15 protein-coding genes and 1 tRNA gene are annotated in these 17,349 nt (G+C 67.7%); 12 read left to right on the top strand and 4 right to left on the bottom strand.

Going from position 1 to position 17,349, the window contains the following annotated elements; all coding sequences use genetic code 11:
• Positions 1-2 precede the first annotated feature (2 nt).
• The 10 genes from IE191_RS02460 to IE191_RS02505 all read left to right on the top strand — a co-directional run bounded on the left by IE191_RS02460 (position 3) and on the right by IE191_RS02505 (position 10,887).
• Positions 3-878, top strand: a complete 876-nt coding sequence (locus IE191_RS02460; RefSeq protein WP_191322771.1) for an HpcH/HpaI aldolase/citrate lyase family protein — start codon at positions 3-5, stop codon at positions 876-878.
• Between the two features lie 114 nt (positions 879-992).
• A complete protein-coding gene (locus IE191_RS02465) occupies positions 993-2,573 on the top strand; it encodes a hypothetical protein (RefSeq protein ID WP_191322772.1) in 1,581 nt (526 codons plus the stop codon).
• A gap of 239 nt (positions 2,574-2,812) precedes the next feature.
• Complete coding sequence (locus tag IE191_RS02470) at positions 2,813-3,751, top strand: alpha/beta hydrolase (RefSeq protein ID WP_191322773.1); 939 nt, start codon at positions 2,813-2,815, stop codon at positions 3,749-3,751.
• Between the two features lie 11 nt (positions 3,752-3,762).
• Positions 3,763-5,157, top strand: coding sequence for a M48 family metalloprotease (locus IE191_RS02475; protein WP_191322774.1), 1,395 nt, complete (start codon positions 3,763-3,765; stop codon positions 5,155-5,157).
• Between the two features lie 4 nt (positions 5,158-5,161).
• Positions 5,162-6,025, top strand: a complete 864-nt coding sequence (locus IE191_RS02480) for a DsbA family protein (protein WP_191322775.1) — start codon at positions 5,162-5,164, stop codon at positions 6,023-6,025.
• Between the two features lie 2 nt (positions 6,026-6,027).
• Positions 6,028-7,059 carry a M48 family metalloprotease gene (locus tag IE191_RS02485; protein ID WP_191322776.1) on the top strand — a complete coding sequence of 344 codons (1,032 nt, stop codon included), beginning with the start codon at positions 6,028-6,030 and terminating at the stop codon, positions 7,057-7,059.
• Between the two features lie 10 nt (positions 7,060-7,069).
• Positions 7,070-8,248 (top strand): sensor histidine kinase, encoded by a 1,179-nt coding sequence (locus tag IE191_RS02490; RefSeq protein WP_191322777.1) that lies wholly within the window; start codon positions 7,070-7,072, stop codon positions 8,246-8,248.
• A gap of 103 nt (positions 8,249-8,351) precedes the next feature.
• Positions 8,352-9,149, top strand: a complete 798-nt coding sequence (locus IE191_RS02495) for a LytR/AlgR family response regulator transcription factor (RefSeq protein ID WP_191322778.1) — start codon at positions 8,352-8,354, stop codon at positions 9,147-9,149.
• A gap of 137 nt (positions 9,150-9,286) precedes the next feature.
• Positions 9,287-10,150, top strand: coding sequence for a carboxylating nicotinate-nucleotide diphosphorylase (gene nadC, locus IE191_RS02500; RefSeq protein WP_191322779.1), 864 nt, complete (start codon positions 9,287-9,289; stop codon positions 10,148-10,150).
• Between the two features lie 29 nt (positions 10,151-10,179).
• Positions 10,180-10,887 (top strand): ribonuclease T2 family protein, encoded by a 708-nt coding sequence (locus IE191_RS02505; protein WP_191322780.1) that lies wholly within the window; start codon positions 10,180-10,182, stop codon positions 10,885-10,887.
• Between the two features lie 18 nt (positions 10,888-10,905).
• Here IE191_RS02505 and IE191_RS02510 read toward each other — a convergent pair whose 3' ends face one another.
• From IE191_RS02510 to IE191_RS02520, 3 genes are all read right to left on the bottom strand, one after another.
• Positions 10,906-11,481, bottom strand: coding sequence for a GNAT family N-acetyltransferase (locus IE191_RS02510; protein ID WP_191322781.1), 576 nt, complete (start codon positions 11,479-11,481; stop codon positions 10,906-10,908).
• A 38-nt stretch (positions 11,482-11,519) separates the two neighbouring features.
• Positions 11,520-12,170, bottom strand: a complete 651-nt coding sequence (locus tag IE191_RS02515) for an NnrU family protein (RefSeq protein ID WP_229815087.1) — start codon at positions 12,168-12,170, stop codon at positions 11,520-11,522.
• Between the two features lie 199 nt (positions 12,171-12,369).
• Complete coding sequence (locus tag IE191_RS02520) at positions 12,370-14,172, bottom strand: peptide MFS transporter (RefSeq protein ID WP_191322783.1); 1,803 nt, start codon at positions 14,170-14,172, stop codon at positions 12,370-12,372.
• A 441-nt stretch (positions 14,173-14,613) separates the two neighbouring features.
• Here IE191_RS02520 and IE191_RS02525 point away from each other — a divergent pair, with 441 nt between their 5' ends.
• Complete coding sequence (locus tag IE191_RS02525) at positions 14,614-14,895, top strand: integration host factor subunit beta (RefSeq protein WP_022677879.1); 282 nt, start codon at positions 14,614-14,616, stop codon at positions 14,893-14,895.
• A 343-nt stretch (positions 14,896-15,238) separates the two neighbouring features.
• A tRNA-Leu gene (locus IE191_RS02530) sits at positions 15,239-15,325 on the top strand.
• A 78-nt stretch (positions 15,326-15,403) separates the two neighbouring features.
• On the opposite strand, the gene dxs is transcribed toward IE191_RS02530, so the two are convergent.
• Positions 15,404-17,326, bottom strand: coding sequence for a 1-deoxy-D-xylulose-5-phosphate synthase (gene dxs, locus IE191_RS02535; RefSeq protein ID WP_191322784.1), 1,923 nt, complete (start codon positions 17,324-17,326; stop codon positions 15,404-15,406).
• Positions 17,327-17,349 lie beyond the last annotated feature (23 nt).

Consider the following 17,349-nt stretch of genomic DNA (forward strand, 5'->3'; position numbering starts at 1 on the left):
CCATGACCGATTCCCGCCCGCTGCGCTCCGCGCTCTACATGCCCGCCAGCAACGACCGCGCGCTGGCCAAGGCGCGCGGCCTCGATTGCGACGCGGTGGTGCTCGATCTGGAAGATGCCGTCGCCCCCGGTTCCAAGGCCGAGGCGCGCGCGGCGCTGGTGCGCGAGGCGCAGGCCGGCGGCTTTGGCCATCGCCGCCTGGTCGCGCGCATCAACAGCCTGGATGGCCCTTGGGGCCACGATGATCTCGCTGCGCTGGCCCAGGCCCCGGTGGAAGCGGTGCTGGCGCCCAAGGTGCAGGACGCGGCCGACGTGATCGCGCTGTCGGGCGCAATGGACCGCGCCGGCTTTGCCACGGGCGTGCGCCTGTGGGTGATGATCGAGACGCCGCGCGCCGCGCTGGGCGTGGAACGGATCGCCGATTGCGCCACCACCACGCGCCTTGCCGGGCTGGTGCTGGGGCTCAACGATCTGGCCAAGGACACCGGCATGGCCCAGGCGCCCGGCCGTGCCGCTTTCGTGCCGCTGCTGGCGCAGACCGTGCTGGCCGCGCGGGCCAATGGCCTGGTCGCGCTTGACGGGGTGTGCAACGCGATCGACGACCTTGCCCTGCTGGAGGCCGAATGCGCCCAGGCGCGCGCTTTCGGCTTTGATGGCAAGACCCTGATCCACCCCGCGCAACTGGCGCCGGCCAATCGCCTGTTCGCCCCCACCGAGGCCGAAGTGGCCGAAGCCGAGGCGATCGTGGCAGCCTTTGCCGATCCCGCCAACGCCGGTCAGGGCGCGCTGCGCGTCAACGGCAAGATGGCCGAGCGGCTGCATGCCGAGATGGCCGAGCGGCTTCTGGCCAAGGCCCGCGCGATTGCCGGGCGCGGCTGACCTCGCGCCAGCAACCCACGAAAAGACCGCGAAAATCCGCCGCGCCGGCTTAATCGCTTCTTCACCATGTTGCGTCAGGATGGGCCGCAAGGAGCGTGACGAAGGGCCTTGGTGATGGACAGCATGCGCGGATTTGCCGATGAGCCAGGCCCGCCCGGCCTGTTCCCCGGCGGCGATTCCGAAAACGATTGGCCGGAAAGCGATCTCGACGATCAGCCGCTGCCGCCGCTGATGGATGCGGACGAGCGCCGCATGCAGGTGCGCGCCTACAATTTCTGGGCCAGCATGCTGGGCGAAAGCCGTCTGCCGCTGGTCGGCCCGCTGCTCGACGGGCACCTGCCCGATTTTGCCGATCATTCGGTGCTGCTGCATTTCGATGCCGGGCTGGAAGACCCGGCCATCGCCTATGTCGGCAGTGCGCTGCTGGCCGATTGCGACGACCACGGTCCGCTGTCGCGGCTGAGCCAGGTGCCCGGCCGCTCGATCCTGTCGCGCATCACCGATCACTACATGCAGATCGTCGCCAACGAGGCGCCGATCGGCTTCGAGGCGGAATTCGCCAACCAGCGCGGGCGCACGATTCTCTATCGCGGCATCCTGCTGCCGTTCTCTTCCACCGGCACCAGCCTCGACTACATCTATGGCGTGATCAACTGGAAGGAATTGGCCGACCCGGCAACGACCAGCGAACTCCTCGCCGAAATCGGGCTGGTGCTGGGCGAGAAGAAGCCGCGCCGCAAGGCCGTGGCCGTGCTGCACGAAACCGGCCCATCGGCCGGCACACCGCCGGTCTCGTCGGTCCCGATGCCGTTGCCCGCCTTTGCCGAGCCCGCCGCGGATGGCGCCGCGGATAGCCAGCCCTGGGGCGCGCTGGCCGATTCGCTGGGGCAATGGGCCGATGGCCCGGTGCGCGCGCGCGATCCGCGCGATCTTGCGCCGCAACCCGCCGATCCGGCCGCAACCGGCGCGGACGCGGGGGAGCTCGATCTGGCCGAAGTCGCGCTGGAAATCCTCCCCGCGCTCGACATCCTGCCCGGCCTGCCCCCGCTCGATCCGTTTGCCGGCGGCACCCTGGCCGAAGCGCTTCACGAACCCGAGCCGGACAGCCTGGCCGACTGGCTGGCCAGCGCCCGCGCCATGGCTGCCCTTGCCATCGGCAGCGAGGATCGCACCCGCCAGGCGCTCTATGCCGCGATCGGCCGCGCCTGGGACTTTGCCCTGGCCGCCGAAGCCGAACCGGACGATTTCGCGCAGCTCGTGGCCGAAGCGGGCCTGGCGCTGCAAGCGCGCGCGCCACTGATCCCGGTGGTCAAGCTGGTGTTCGGCGCGCAATACGACAAGACGCGGCTGACCGAATATGCCACGGCGCTGGCCCATGCCCATCGCCTGGGCCTCTCGCGCGGCGAACTCGCCGGCTTCCTGGGCGAAACGCCCGGCGGCCTCAAGGGCGTGGTCGCGGCAGAACGCCGGCTGCGCCGCAGCGAGGAAGGCCAGGCGCGGATCGACCCGCGCGCGGCCCTGGAAGCCAGCCTGCGCACGCTGCCCGCCGGCACGCTGGACGACGTTCCGGCCGAAGGTCGCGAGTTTTCGCTGGTCATGGTCCGGCGCATGCCCGATGGCCGCCTGGCCGTGCTGGGCGAAGTGCTGGACGACGAGCCCCTGCTCGAACGCGCCGCGCGCCGCCTGATGCAGTGAGAGTTGGTTTGGAACATGCGCGATTGCGCATGTTCGAGGCGGCACCGGCCCGCTCCCGTCCCGAAGGCACCGAAAACGTCCGGGGGACGTTTTCGCTGAGGGGGCCGACCTCCCAACGATAGTACCCTATGGGAGGTCGGGTGGGGGAGCGGGCCGGTGCCGCAAATCCGGCAAAGCCGGATTTCCAAACTGTCTCTGAGCACGGGAACCGTCGCTGTCTTGGCGGCGTTGGCGGGGCGATGAAAGTGACTCGATGGTTGATCGGGCTGGCCGCCATGGGCGTGGCCGGCCATGCGCTGTACCGCCGCGCGCTGGCGCGCAATCCGGTGGGCGTGCTCGACGCGGCCGATCTGGCCTTGCGCGGCGGCCGCAGCGGCGTGACCCGCCTGGCCCAGGCGCGCTATGGCCCCGATCCGCAGCAATGCCTGGAAGTCTTCGCGCCCGCCGGGACGCACCCTGCCGCTCCCATGCCCGTGGTGGTGTTCATCCATGGCGGCGCGTGGGACAGCGGGCGCCCGCAGGACTATCGCTTCATCGCGCGCAGCCTGATCGGCACCATGGCACCGCAGGGCTGCCTGGTGGTGCTGGCCGGCTATCGCCTGCTGCCGCAGGGGCGCTGGCCGGTCATGCTGGCCGATGGCGCCCGCGCGCTGCGCTGGGTGCAGGACCATGCCGCCGCGCTGGGCGGTGATCCGGCGCGGGTGGTGCTGATGGGCCATTCCGCCGGCGCCTACAACGCGCTGGCCCTGGCGCTCGACAAGCGCTGGCTGGCCGACGAAGGGCTGGATGCCGATGCGCTGGCCGGTGTCATCGGCCTGGCCACACCCGCCGATTTCCTGCCGCTGGACGATCCCGCCTCGATCGCCACGTTCGGCCATTGCGCCGATCTGGCGCAGACCCAGCCGATCCACCATGCCCGCGCCGGGGCGCCGCCGCTGCTGCTGGTGCATGGCGCGCAGGATAGCCGGGTGGAGCCGCGCAACAGCCGCGCCCTGGCCGCCGCGATGACCGCCGCCGGCCAGCCGACCGAAGCGCTGGTGCTCGACGGCCTCGATCACGAACGCCTGATCATGGCCTTTGCCCGGCCGTTCCTGCACGAAAAACGGCCCCTCGCAGCGGTAACAGCCTTTCTCGCCAAGGTTTGCGCTTCACCATCGGTTCATTCCGCGCCACAATAACTGGCATCGTGATGCGCGCCACTTCCCAGCCCCGCCTGCTCCTCTCCCGCCTGGGCCGCACCCTGGCGACAGTCTGCTCCGCCGTGGCGGCTCTGGCGCTCACCGCGCAGCCGGTGCTGGCGCAGGAGGTGCTGCGCGATGCGGAAACCGAAGCGCTGTTTCGCGACATGTCGGCGCCGATCATCAAGGCGGCCGGGCTCGATCCGCGCAATGTCGATGTCATCCTGCTCAACGATGGCTCGATCAACGCTTTCGTCGCCGGCGGGCAGGCGGTCTATATCCATTCCGGCCTGATCGGCGCGGCCGACAACATCAACGAAGTGCAGGGCGTGTTCGCCCACGAGTTGGGCCACATCACCGGCGGCCACGTGATCAGCACGGCGGGATCGAAGCCGGCCACCGGCATCACCCTGCTTTCGCTGCTGCTGGGCGGGCTGGCCGCTGCCGCCGGATCGGCCGATGCGGGCCTTGGCGTGTTCATGGCCGGGCAGCAGGCCGCGCTGGGCAGCTATCTCTCGTTCAGCCGCGCGCAGGAATCCCAGGCCGACGCAGCCGGGGCGCAATATCTCTCCAAGGCGGGGATTTCCGGGCGCGGTTCGCTCGATTTCTTCAAGAAGTTGCAGAACCAGGAATTCCGCTACGGCTTCACCCGCAATGCCGATGCGGAGTTCTATTCCACCCACCCGATGACGGCCGACCGCCTGACCTACCTTCAGGACGTGTACCAGCACGACCCAGCCTGGAACACGCCGATCGACCCGCAATTGCAGGCCCGCTTCCTGCGCGTGAAGGCCAAGCTCTATGGCTATCTGGCAGAGCCTGCGGACACGCTGCGCGCGTTTCCCGACTACCTCCAGGATGCCCCCGCCCACTATGCGCGCGCCTATGCCTATCACAAGGAAGCGCTGATGGACAAAGCGCTGGCCGAAGTGGACGCCATGCTGCGCGAGTTGCCCGACGATCCCTATGCGCTGGAGCTGAAAGGTCAGGTCCTGCTCGAATCCGGCCAGCCGCAGGACGCCATCCCGCCGCTGCGCCGCGCCACGATGCTGACCGGCAACAACCCGCTGATCGCCACCACCTTCGGCCACGCCCTGCTCGCCACCGAGGACAAGGCCAACTTTGCCGAGGCCGAGCGCGTGCTCAAGGCGGCGGTGGCCAAGGACCGCGAAAATCCGTTTGCATGGTATCAGCTTGGCGTGGTCTACGAGGCCGAAGGGGATACCCCCCGCGCTCGCCTGGCCAGCGCCGAACAGCAATTGATGCAGATGCAGTTGCCCGAAGCGGCGCGCAGCGCGCAGGCAGCCGAGGATGGGCTGCCCAAGGGCACCCCGGACTGGCTGCGCGCGCAAGACATCGCCATGTCGGCGCAGGCCATGATGGAACGGCAAAGGAAGAAAAAGTAAGTCGATGACCGCGCCTGCCCCCCACCTTGCCGCATTCGGCCGGCGTCGCCCCTTCATGATCCTGCTGGTGCTCGTCGCCGTGGTTGCAGCGGGGCTTGCCTGGTGGGTCGCCTCCAGCCGCCGCGCCGATCCGCTGGGCCAGGCTGCGGCTTCGGCCGCGCCGCAGCTCGATGAAGCGCAACTGGCCAAGGCCCTGGCCGACGCCGGGATCGACGGCAAGCAGCGCAAGGCGCTGGAAGCGCTGGTGCGCCAGACCTTGCTCGATCATCCCGAGATTCTCAGCGATGCCGCCGGCCGTCTGGAAGCGCGGGAAGCTGCCAGCCGCCTTGGCCCCTTGCGCGGCGCGCTGGAAACGCCGTTTCCCGGTGCCGTGCTGGGCAATCCGCAGGGCCGCGTGACGCTGGTGGAATTCACCGATTTCGCCTGCACCTATTGCCGCGGCAGCGTGGCCGATGTGGAGGCCCTGGTGGCCGCCAATCCGGATCTGAAAGTCGTGGTGCGCGAGCTGCCGATCATTTCGGCGCAGAGCGTGCCGGCCGCGCGCATGGGCCTGGCCGCTGCCGCGCAGGGCAAGTATCGGGCATTCCACCTGGCGATGTTCGGCGGCGAACGCCCCAGCCCCGAAAGCATCGCGGCCGCCGCCGGCAAGGCCGGGCTCGATACCGGCGCCGCCAGCGCCTTTGCCGCCCGGCCCGAGACGATGCAGGAATTGCAGCGCAACCTCGATCTGGCGCGGCAACTGGGCGTGAGCGGCACCCCGGCCTGGGTCGCCGGCGACCAGTTGCTGAGCGGCGCGGTGGGCCGGGAGCGCCTGCAACAGGCGATCGACGCCGCGCGCGGCAGCGCGGCGCGGACAGAAGGGGCCTGACCATGCCGCGCAGGCCAGGCCGTGGCAGGTTGGCCGTGCTGCTGGCCCTGGCCGTTCCCACTCTGACGATGCCTGCCGTGGCCTTGGGACAACCCACCCTGCAACCGGCCGACGACGTGCAGCGCGGTGACATCATTGTGCAATCGGTCGGCTGGACGCTAGCCCACGCCAACGCGCGGTTCTGCGCGCGGGTCGCGCCTGGCGTTGGCGTGATGCTGCAAGACGCGCGCACGTTCGACGATCCCGCCCTCGCCCGGCAAGTCTATGGCCTGAGCGGCGATATCGGCGTGGCGGCGATGGCAGCAGATGGACCGGCGGCCCGGGCTGGCCTGCCGCTCAACGCCACGGTCGAGGCGGTCGGTGATCTCGGCGTGGCGAGCGTGCCGGCGCCGCGCCCGGGCAAGTGGGACCGCCTGTTTGCCGTGCAGGACGCGCTGGAGCAGACCGTGGCGCGCGATGGCCGCGTGACCCTGACGCTGGCCGGCGGGCACCGCGTGACGTTGGCGGGCCAGCCGGTGTGCCGCGTGCGCTTCCTGATGGACGACAGCACGGGCAATGCCGGCGCCAATCGAGACACGGTGCGAATCGGCCGCCCCATGGCCGAAATCGCCAACTGGGACGAGGCCGAGATCGCCGCGCTGACCGCGCATGAACTGGCCCATGCGGTGCTCGACCACCAGACCTGGCTGGAACACCACGGCAGCGCACGCAAGAGCGAGCGCGAGGCCGATCGGCTCTCGGTCTGGCTGTTGCAGAACGCCGGCTATGATCCGGCGGCGGCGCTGACGTGGATGCGGCGCATGGGGCCGCGGTATCAGGTGCTGTTCATCGCCTCCCCCGATCACGGAAGCTGGCAAACCCGCGTGCGCGACATGGCCGCCGAGATCGCCACGATGAAAGCGGCGATGGGGAATGGCACCGTGGCTGACTGGCCCCGCCTGTTCCGCCGCGAGGAGGGCGCCCCGCCGATGCCCGTTCCCGCCGCGCCCGCTGTGGACAAGGCCCCCATGGCGCAGCCGGCCCAGCCGCGCTAAAGACATTCCCATGGCCATGCTGCCGCTTCGCCCCACGCCGTTCTTCGGCAACAAGAACCGCGCTTTCTGGCGGCTCCAGTTCGCAGGCTGGGGCGGCGCCATGTTGCTGCGTGCCATGTCCAGTCTGGCCAATGCCCAGCCCTGGTCGTTCCTGCTGATCGTGCTGATCGCCTCGATCACCGGGTTTTCGATCTCGTCGATCCTTTCGGTGATCTATCGCGCGCTGATCAACCGCCGCCCGATCATCACCTGGGGCGCCACGGCGCTGGTCCTGGCCGTGGCGGTGGGGCTCTATGCCTTCATCGACGCCTGGGTGATCAGCCTCTATCGCCCCGGCAGCGACGCGGGCTTTGCCCAGTTGTTCCTCGGCGTGTTCTATATCGACCTGACGCTGCTGGGCGCCTGGTCAGCGCTCTATTACGCGATCAATTTCTACATCCAGGTGGAAGAGCAGAACGACCAGTTGCTCTATCTCGAAGCGCAGGCGACCTCGGCCCAGCTGGCCATGCTGCGCTACCAGCTCAACCCGCACTTCCTGTTCAACACGCTGAACTCGATCTCCACGCTGGTGCTGCTCAAGCAGACCGAGCCGGCCAACGCCATGCTCAGCCGGCTGTCCTCGTTCCTGCGCTATACCCTGATCAACGAGCCGACCGGCCGCGTGACCGTGGCGCAGGAAGTGGAGACGCTCAAGCTCTACCTCGATATCGAGCGCATGCGCTTTGAAGAGCGGCTGCGCACCGAATTCCGCATCGACGATGCCGCCCGCGCCGCGCTGATGCCCTCGCTGCTGCTCCAGCCGCTGGTGGAAAACGCGATCAAGTATGCGGTCAGCGCGCTGGAAGACGGTGCCCAGATCACCATTGCCGCGCAACTCGTCGGCCCCATGCTGCGGGTCACCGTGTCGGACACCGGGCCGGGCTTGCCAGCGGGCACCGATCCATCGACGCTGTTCGGCGTGAACAGCGACTCTGCCGATAGCGCCCCGGCGCCGGGTTACCCGGTTTCCACCGGCGTGGGCCTGCCCAACATCCGCGATCGCCTGGCCCAGGCCTATGGCCGGCAGCAGCGCTTCGAGGTGGGCAACCGGCCCGAGGGTGGCTTTGCCGTAACCATCGAACTGCCGTTCGAGGCGAAGGAGGAACCCGCCGCCCTCGCCCAGCCGGGCCAGCGGCTGGCCCGGGCATGAGCGGATCGCCACGCGAGCTTCGGGAACTTTTCGAGCTTGTCGCATTTGTCACGCGGGGGCAAAAAAACCACAACAGGGCAGACGCTCCAGGCAAAGGTAGCAAATGACCATCCGCACGATCCTCGTCGACGACGAGAAACTCGCCATCCAGGGCCTTCAACTGCGTCTTCAGGCCTTCCCCGATGTCGAGGTGATCGACACCTGTTCCAACGGGCGCGAAGCGATCCGCAAGATCAAGACCGAAAAGCCCGACCTGGTCTTTCTCGATATCCAGATGCCCGGCTTTGACGGCTTCAGCGTGGTCAAGGGCGTGATGGAAATCGATCCGCCCCTGTTCGTCTTCGTCACCGCCTATTCCGAGCATGCCTTGAAGGCGTTCGAGGCCAATGCGGTGGACTACCTGCTCAAGCCGGTGGAGGAAGACCGCCTGGCCGATGCGCTCGACCGCGCCCGCACACGCCTGGCCGAAAAGCGCGGGCTAGAAGAAGTCGAAAAGCTCAAGAACGTGCTCGCCGAAGTGGCGCCCGAGGCGATGCCGGAACTGGAAGACGATGGCGAAGTGGCCGCCGGCCGCTTTGAAAAGCTGATCAACATCAAGGATCGCGGCCAGATCTTCCGCGTCGACGTGGACACGATCGAACGGATCGAGGCGGCCGGCGACTATATGTGCATCTACACCGGCGACAATTCGCTGATCCTGCGCGAGACGATGAAGGACCTGGAACGCCGGCTGGACCCGCGCGTGTTCCAGCGCGTGCACCGCTCCAAGATCGTCAACCTCGACCAGGTGCGCCAGGTGCGCCCCCACACCAACGGCGAATGCTTCCTGGTGCTGGAATCGGGCGCGGAAGTGAAAGTGAGCCGCTCCTATCGCGACGTGGTGGCCCGCTTCGTCCACTGACCAGGCCAGGCTCTAGCCTCCCCTCCTCTTCAGAGGAGGGGCCGGGGGTGGTGCGAAACCTGGCGCGGTGTCCTCGTTTCTACTCGCCCCTGCCAATTCCGATTGGCACCCCCCTGCCCAGCCGGTAAAGCCGCGCCATGAGCGATTTCACCATTCCGGGGTTCAACCTCGCCGCATTCGTCAGGGCCACGCTGGACGAGGATCTGGGCCAGGGCCTGCCGGGCGGCGGGCGCGACGTCACCAGCGAAAGCGTGATCCCGGCGTCGGCGCGCTTTGCCGGCGTGATGGACAGCCGCGACGCGATCACCGTCTGCGGCTTGCCGATCGCCGCTGCGTTCTTCCGTGCGCTCGATCCCGACATGGAGATCACGCTGCTGGTGGACGAAGGCGCCCGCGTGGCGCCGGGCACCGCGCTGATGCGGCTGGCCGGCAATGCCCGCGCGATGCTGACGGCGGAACGCAGCGCACTCAACACCGTGCAGCATCTTTCGGGCGTGGCCACGCTGACCCGTGCCTATGTCGATGCCATGGGCGAGACCCGCGCGCGGCTGCTCGATACGCGCAAGACCATCCCGGGCTTCCGCCATCTGGAAAAGTATGCCGTGCGGACCGGCGGTGGGCACAACCACCGCATGGGCCTGTGGGATGCGGCGATGATCAAGGACAACCACGTGCTGGTGGCCGGCGGCGTGGCCGAAGCGGTGCGCCGCGCGCTAGCCGACCGGGTGGCCGACGTGATCTGCGAAGTCGATCATCTGGACCAGATCGAGCCGGCGCTGGCCGCCGGGGCCACGCGCCTGCTGCTCGACAACATGGGTCCCGACCTGCTGCGCCAGGCCGTGGCCATGGTGGCCGGGCGCGTGCCGACCGAGGCCTCGGGCGGGGTGCGGCTGGACACCATCGGTGCCATCGCGGCATCGGGGGTGGATTACGTGTCGGTCGGCCGGCTCACGCAAAGCGCACCGGCGGCGGACATCGGCCTCGATTTCTCCCCGCTCTGATCGCTTCACCCGCTGCCTGAGGTGCTGCCATGAAACGCTTGCTTGCCACTGCCGCCACGCTGGTCCTGACGCTGCCAGCCACTGTCCTGGCGGCAGAAGCGCCCTCCTGCCGCCTGCCGGCGCGGATCGATCCCGAACCTTTGCCGCAGCCTGACGGGCCGCGCCGCACCGGGCCGACCACCGGCACGACCCTGGCGCTGTCCTGGTCGCCGCAGTTCTGCCGCAACCACACCAACGATCGCATCGGCGGCACGCAGTGCGATGGCAGCCTGGGTCACTTCGGCTTCGTGCTGCACGGCCTGTGGGCCGATGGCCTGCCCGGACAATGGCCGCAATGGTGCCCGGCCACGGTGCCCAGCGCGGAAACCCTGCGCCGTGCGATGTGCATGACGCCTTCGGCCCGTCTGCTGGCGCACGAATGGGCCAAGCATGGCAGTTGCATGGCGCCGACGCCCGAAGCCTATTTCGCGCAGGAAGCCAAGGCCTTCGCCGCCGTGCACCTGCCCGACATGGACAGCCTGTCGCGCCGCCGCGTGCTCACCGCCGGCGATCTGCGCCGCGCCTTCATCAGCCGCAACCCGCGCCTCACGCCCGCATCGATCCGCATCAACGCCAACACCGGCGGCTGGTTGCAGGAAGTGCAGCTTTGCGCCGACAACGCCGGCCATCCCAAGGCCTGCGACGGCGTGGGGCTCGACGATGGCAGCCTGCTGCGGATCTGGCGGCGCAAATCCTGATGTGGCGAAGCAGGCGGATCAGCCAGTGACGGCTGCCACCTGCTGGCCGCGCTCCAGCAGCACCAGCGGCACGCCGCGCGCTTCATCGGGGTGCTCGGCATAGGGCGTGAAGCCCAGTCGGGCCGCCAGGCGCTGCGACGTCGCATTGTCGCCATCGATCATGCAGGCCACCCGGCGCGGTCCATGGGTGGCGTCGAACCAGTCGAGCACCGCCGTCATCGCTTCGTGCGCCAGGCCCTGGCCCCAGCATGCCTCGGCAAAGATCCAGCCCGCCTCGGGCACGTCGTCCAGCCCCTCGCCAAAGCCGCGCCAGGAATGGAACACCCCGGCGATGCCGATCACGGCATCGTCGCCACGGCGGCGGCAGGTGAAGATGCCATAGCCATAGAGCGCCCACGATCCGGCATTGCGCAGCAGGCGCTGGAATTCCTCGCTGGCGCTGGTCGGGCGATTGCCGAGATGACGCCGCACCGCTTCGGGCGCGAGCAGCGCCACCAGCCCGGCATGATCGCGCGGGTGAGGATGCCACAAGGCCAGGCGCGGGGTCAGCAGGGCCGGTTGTGCGGGTGCTTGTTCAGGCAGTTGGTAAGGCATGGATACCATCCTGCCGCATGCCGCGACCAGCGCAAGGCTCACATCTCGAAAAAGCGCCACGGGCCGGCGGGGATGCCCGCCAGCAGCCAGTGCAGCGCCGTCACCAGCCCCCAGATGATCAAGGCTCCGCCCCAGGCCCAGCCCAGTCCGCCCAAGTGGCGCAGGTTGGGCCAGAACGGCGAACGCCGCGCCCAGATGCGCCATTCCTTGCCGTACAGCGCGTAGAACTTGGCGTCCTGCGCGCGGGCGCCGGCCACGGCCATGGCCGCCAGCCCGCCATTGAGCAGCAGCGAGCGCAGGCTGGGCGCGATGACCACATGGGACACACCCCACAGCGCGATGGCAAACATCATGGGATGGCGCGTGACCTTGAACACGCCCTGCGGCAGCGCGGTGGAGAGCCCGTTCATGTGGCGCGGGGCCAGCGCAGGGTTGCGCGAAAACGAAGCCAGCAGCAGCGCGGTGGCCACGAAGCTGAGCAGCGAACCGATCAGCCAGGGCAGCGCGGCATAGCTGTCCCACAGCAGCGGCCCGGCTGGCGCGCGATCGTGCGCCAGCGCGACGAGCGCGAGCGCAATCAGAGCAATCATCGAGTAGACCGCAAGAAAGCCATTCAGGCCCAATGATTTGATGAATGCCTTGCGCAAGGGATGCGACAGTACCCAATGCGATCCGGCAAAAAACAGCATTGCCAGCGCCAAGAACAGGTTTGCTTCTATCAAGGTCCACTCCGTACCCCTGCATCGCAGACGCTCCCATCGCCTGCAACACAGCCTAACAATTGTTTACCATGTTCCTCCTTGCAGCGCAGTCCGTCAGCTTGCCGTCAACCTGTCCTTTGGCGGGACAGATAGGTCCGAAGTGGCGCCGTTTTGGCGCCACAAGGGTTCAACGCACCCCGTGCATCAACTTGCGCAGCACGCCCGAGAGCAGGAGGAGGATGACCCCAATGCCCACGGCGAACCAGCCGATGACGTTGAAAACACTGGTATACGTATCCAAACTCAGCTTGAGGTTGGTAACCTCGCCCCCCACGGTCTCCACGCTTGCCACCTGCGCAACGATTCCGCCGACATATTGTGCCATCGCAATCGACAAATACCACACGCCCATCATCAGCCCGACGATGCGGGCCAGCGAGAGCTTGGTGATCATGCTCATCCCCACCGGCGAGATGCACAGTTCGGCCACCGAGTGGATCAGGTAAAGCCCGGCCAGCCACCACACCGAAACCTTGAAATCCGGCCCTGCAAAGCGCGTGCCCCAGACCAGGAACAGGAAGCCCGCACCCACGCCCGCCAGGGCGACGCCGAACTTGACCGGGATCGACGGCTCCAGCCCGCGCGCGGCCAGCTTGGTCCACAAGATGGTCATCAGCGGCGCAAGCGTGACGATGAACAGCGCGTTGAAGAACTGGGTCTGCCCCGCCGAAATGCTGAACAGGCCGAACACCGAAAGATCGGTGTTGCGATCGGCAAACAGGGTGAGCGAGGAGCCGGCCTGTTCGAACAGGGTCCAGAACACGGTGTTGAACGTGGTCAGCACCATGGCCGCCACCATCATCTCGAATTCCATGCGGTTGCCGGTGCGCCAGGCATAGACCAGGATCACCGGAACGCCGATCAGGAAGCTGGCGAACAGGATCTTGCCCAGCAGCGGCAGCGCCAGGACATAGGCCAGCAGGCTCGATCCGGCGGCCACCGGCCGGGCATCGAGCAGGTTCTGGAACAGCAGGATCACCGCGCCCACGGCCACCACGCCGCCGATATAGATGAACGGCGCCAGGTCGCGCCCGCTGCGCGCCGGGGGCTCGCCATAGCCGGACAGGCGGCCGCCATCGAACTGGATCAGCATCCAGGCCACCGCCATGCCGATCGCCGCCAGGGCAAAGCCGGCCCACCAGCCCACCGCATCGGCCAGCCAGGGGCACAGGATCTGCGAGAACAGCGAGCCCAGGTTGATGCCCATGTAGAAGATCGTGAAACCGGCATCGCGGCGGCGATCACCGGGGGCATAGAGTTCGCCCACCACAGTGGCGAGGTTGGGCTTGAAGAAGCCATTGCCCACCGCCACCAGCGACAGGCCCAGCAGCATCAGCAGGACATAGAACGAAGAGCGCGTGCCGCCCGTGGCGAACTGGTCGCCCGGCACGGTGCGCGCCACGTGGCCATCGGCGGCCAGCAGGGCCACGCTGCCATCGGCATTGCCCTTGATCTGCAACTTGTCGCCGCCGATCACCACATAGCGCTTTTCCTGGCCGCTCGCGGTGGGCCGATCGACCGTGTTTTCGGCCACGACTTCATAGCGCTGCCCGGCGATTTCGGCATGCGGCTTGGCGGTTTCCCCGCCGAAGCAGAGCACGAAATAGCCCAGCGACATCATGATCGCGCCATATTTGACCGAGCGCTTGGAACCGAGCACGCGGTCGGCGATGAGGCCGCCGACCAGCGGGGTGAGATAGACCAGCGCGGCAAACCCACCATAGAGCCCGTTCGTGGTGCTGTCGCTGAACAGGAAATGCTTGGTCAGATAGAGCGTGAGCAGTGCCCGCATGCCGTAGAAGCCAAAGCGTTCCCACATTTCGGTGGTGAACAGCCGGGCCAGTTGGCGGGGATGGCCGAACCAGCCGGTATCGCTGTGCGCGTGGCCGGATGGCGGGGGGGAAGAGGGGGGCGTGGTCGCCTCGGTCATGCGTGGATGCGCTCCGTGAATTGCCGTCTCCGGCGGCGTTGTGCCGGTGGGCCGGTCCCTGTTCAGTTGCGGCGGAAACTACCCGGATTGCGGGCTTTGGAAAGGCGCAAATTGCATGCCGCAGCCGGTTTGAAAGGAACGTGCGCACGTTGCAGATGCTGCCGCATCATCCTGTCGCCAGGCGCCGAGGCATGGACATCAACGCATAGGCAGGCGCCAATTGGCCCGTACCGGAGCGCCACGACAGGCCGGCGACCCGGCGTTTTGCCCAGCGCAGGAGCAAGCCCCCGGATTCCCGCAAAATTCGTGCAATTTATCAACCTTCGTTAAGTTGAACACTTGTCCGACGTCTGGCACAAAGGACTTTGCGCCATGACGGGGGTCTGACGGCGCAACAGGAACTTCATAGGGTGCCGGGGGGCACTGCCGGAGGGGAGTGACATGATACGTTCCGAATTGCTGCAAGCCTTGGCCAAGGATAGCCCGGGCCTTCGCGCCGAGGAGATCGAGCGCGTGGTCGACGTGTTCTTCGACGAGATCGCCGGTCGGCTGGCCGATGGCGGCCGCGTCGAACTGCGCGGTTTCGGCGCCTTTTCCACCCGCGAACGCGATGCCCGCAAGGGCCGCAACCCGCGCACCGGCGAATCCGTCGATGTGCCGGGCAAGCGCGTGCCCTATTTCAAGCCCGGCAAGGAAATGCGCATCCGGCTGAATGCCGAATAAGCGGGCCGAATAAGGGATCACCTGGACGGGGATCTGGTGCCAGCGCCGTTCGCCGGAAACGGCACGAAGGCGGCAATGGCACCAGCAACGGCGCTGCCATGGGGGCACGGCAGCACCGTTACAGGGGGGGCAGGCAGCGTTCTTGCGCAAGACAATGGCGCTGCCTGCCATTCATACTGCCCGCCATTCATACTGCCCGCTGCATCGCGGATGCTGCCACGGCAACAGACACAGGCCCGCGCCCGGTCCATCGGCTTGCGGGCTTTTTTGTGCACGGTTTGCGGGCTGGGTGGCCACCGCCCCTTGGCGCGCGGCCAGCACCTGCCTATAGCCGGGGTGCTGTGCGGGCGTGGCGAAATTGGTCAGACGCAACGGACTTAAAATCCGTCGGGCTTTGCCCATGCCGGTTCAAGTCCGGCCGCCCGCACCAGCCCGGATGGCGCAATGCCGCTGCCGATGGAGCGGGGAAGGGAACAGGTCGCCCCGCTCCCATTCCGAACGCCCTGGATCAGGCGCGCGCTTCCTGAACGCCCGCGCTGTTGTGACGCAGCGCCTTGAGCACCGTGTCGACGATGTGCGGGGCGTTGAGGCCGGCCGCGTCATACTGCTTTTCCGGCGCATCGTGATCCTGGAACACGTCGGGCAGGCGCATGGTGCGGATCTTGAGACCGCTGTCGGTCAGCCCTTCATCGCTGGCCATGGTCAGCACATGGGCGCCCAGGCCGCCAATGGCGCCTTCCTCGATGGTGATCACCACTTCGTGCGTGGCGATCAGGCGGCGGATCAGGTCGTCATCCAGCGGCTTGACGAAGCGCAGGTCGGCCACCGTGGTGGAAAGCCCGCGCGCGTCGAGCTGGTCGGCGGCCTTGAGTGCCTCGGCCAGGCGCGTGCCGAGCGAAAGGATCGCCACCTTGCTGCCCTCGCGCACCACCCGGCCCTTGCCGATGTCCAGCTTGAGCGGAACTTCGGGCAGTGGCACGCCCACGCCGTTGCCGCGCGGATAGCGGAAGGCGATCGGGCCGCTGTCGTGGCAGGTGGCGGTGTGCACCATGTGGACCAGCTCGGCCTCATCGGCCGCAGCCATCACCACCAGGTTGGGCAGGCTGGCCAGGTAGGTCACGTCGAACGAACCGGCGTGGGTGGCGCCATCGGCGCCCACCAGCCCGGCGCGATCGATGGCAAAGCGCACCGGCAGGTTCTGGATCGCCACGTCGTGCACCACCTGGTCATAGGCGCGTTGCAGGAACGTGGAATAGATCGCGCAGAACGGGCGCATGCCTTGCGCGGCGAGGCCGGCGGCAAAAGTCACGGCATGCTGTTCGGCAATGCCCACGTCGAACAGGCGATCGGGGAACGCCTTGGCGAACTTGTCCAGCCCGGTGCCCGAAGGCATCGCCGCCGTGATCGCGCAGACCGTGGGATCGACTTTCGCCTCGGCGATCAGGGCCTGGGCAAAGACATTGGTATAGCTGGGCGGGCCGCCCGCGCTCTTGGCCTGCTCGCCGGTGATCACGTCGAACTTCTGCACGCCGTGATACTTGTCCGCCGCCGCTTCGGCCGGGGCATAACCCTTGCCCTTTTGCGTCACCACGTGGACCAGGCATGGCCCCTCGGCGGCATCGCGCACGTTTTCGAGAACCGGGATCAACTGCTCCAGGTTGTGCCCGTCGATCGGGCCGACGTAGTAGAAGCCCAGTTCCTCGAACAGCGTGCCGCCCATGGCCATGCCGCGGGCAAACTCGTCGGTCTTCTTGGCGGCCTGGTGCAGCGGGCGCGGCAGGCGGCGCGACAGGCGCTTGGCGATCTCGCGCAGTTCCAGGAACGGACGCGACGAGACCAGCCGCGCCAGATAGCCGGACAGCCCGCCCACCGGCGGCGCGATCGACATGTCGTTGTCGTTGAGGATCACGATCAGGCGGTTGCCGGCGGCCTCGGCATTGTTCATCGCCTCATAGGCCATGCCCGCGCTCATCGCGCCATCGCCGATCACCGCGATCGCCTTGCCTGGCTTGCCGGCCAGCTTGTTGGCCACGGCAAAGCCCAGTGCGGCGGAAATCGAGGTGGAGCTGTGCGCCGTGCCGAACGGATCGTATTCGCTCTCGCTGCGCTTGGTGAAGCCTGACAGGCCACCGCCCTGGCGCAAGGTGCGGATGCGGCTGCGGCGCCCGGTCAGGATCTTGTGCGGATAGGCCTGGTGGCCCACGTCCCACACCAGCCGGTCTTCGGGCGTGTTGAACACATAGTGGATCGCGGTGGTAAGTTCCACCACGCCCAGGCCGGAGCCGAGGTGGCCTCCGGTCTGCCCCACGGCAGAGATCATTTCTTCGCGCAGTTCGTCGGCCAGTTGGCGCAACTGGGACGGCGCCAGGCGGCGCAGGTCGGCGGGAGTATCGACAGTGTCGAGCAGAGGCGTGGCCGGAGTAGCGGTCATCCTAGCGCCTTACACCCCTTGCC

Origin of the sequence: Novosphingobium pokkalii (assembly GCF_014652855.1) — a bacterium.
GTDB classification, from domain to species: domain Bacteria; phylum Pseudomonadota; class Alphaproteobacteria; order Sphingomonadales; family Sphingomonadaceae; genus Novosphingobium; species Novosphingobium pokkalii.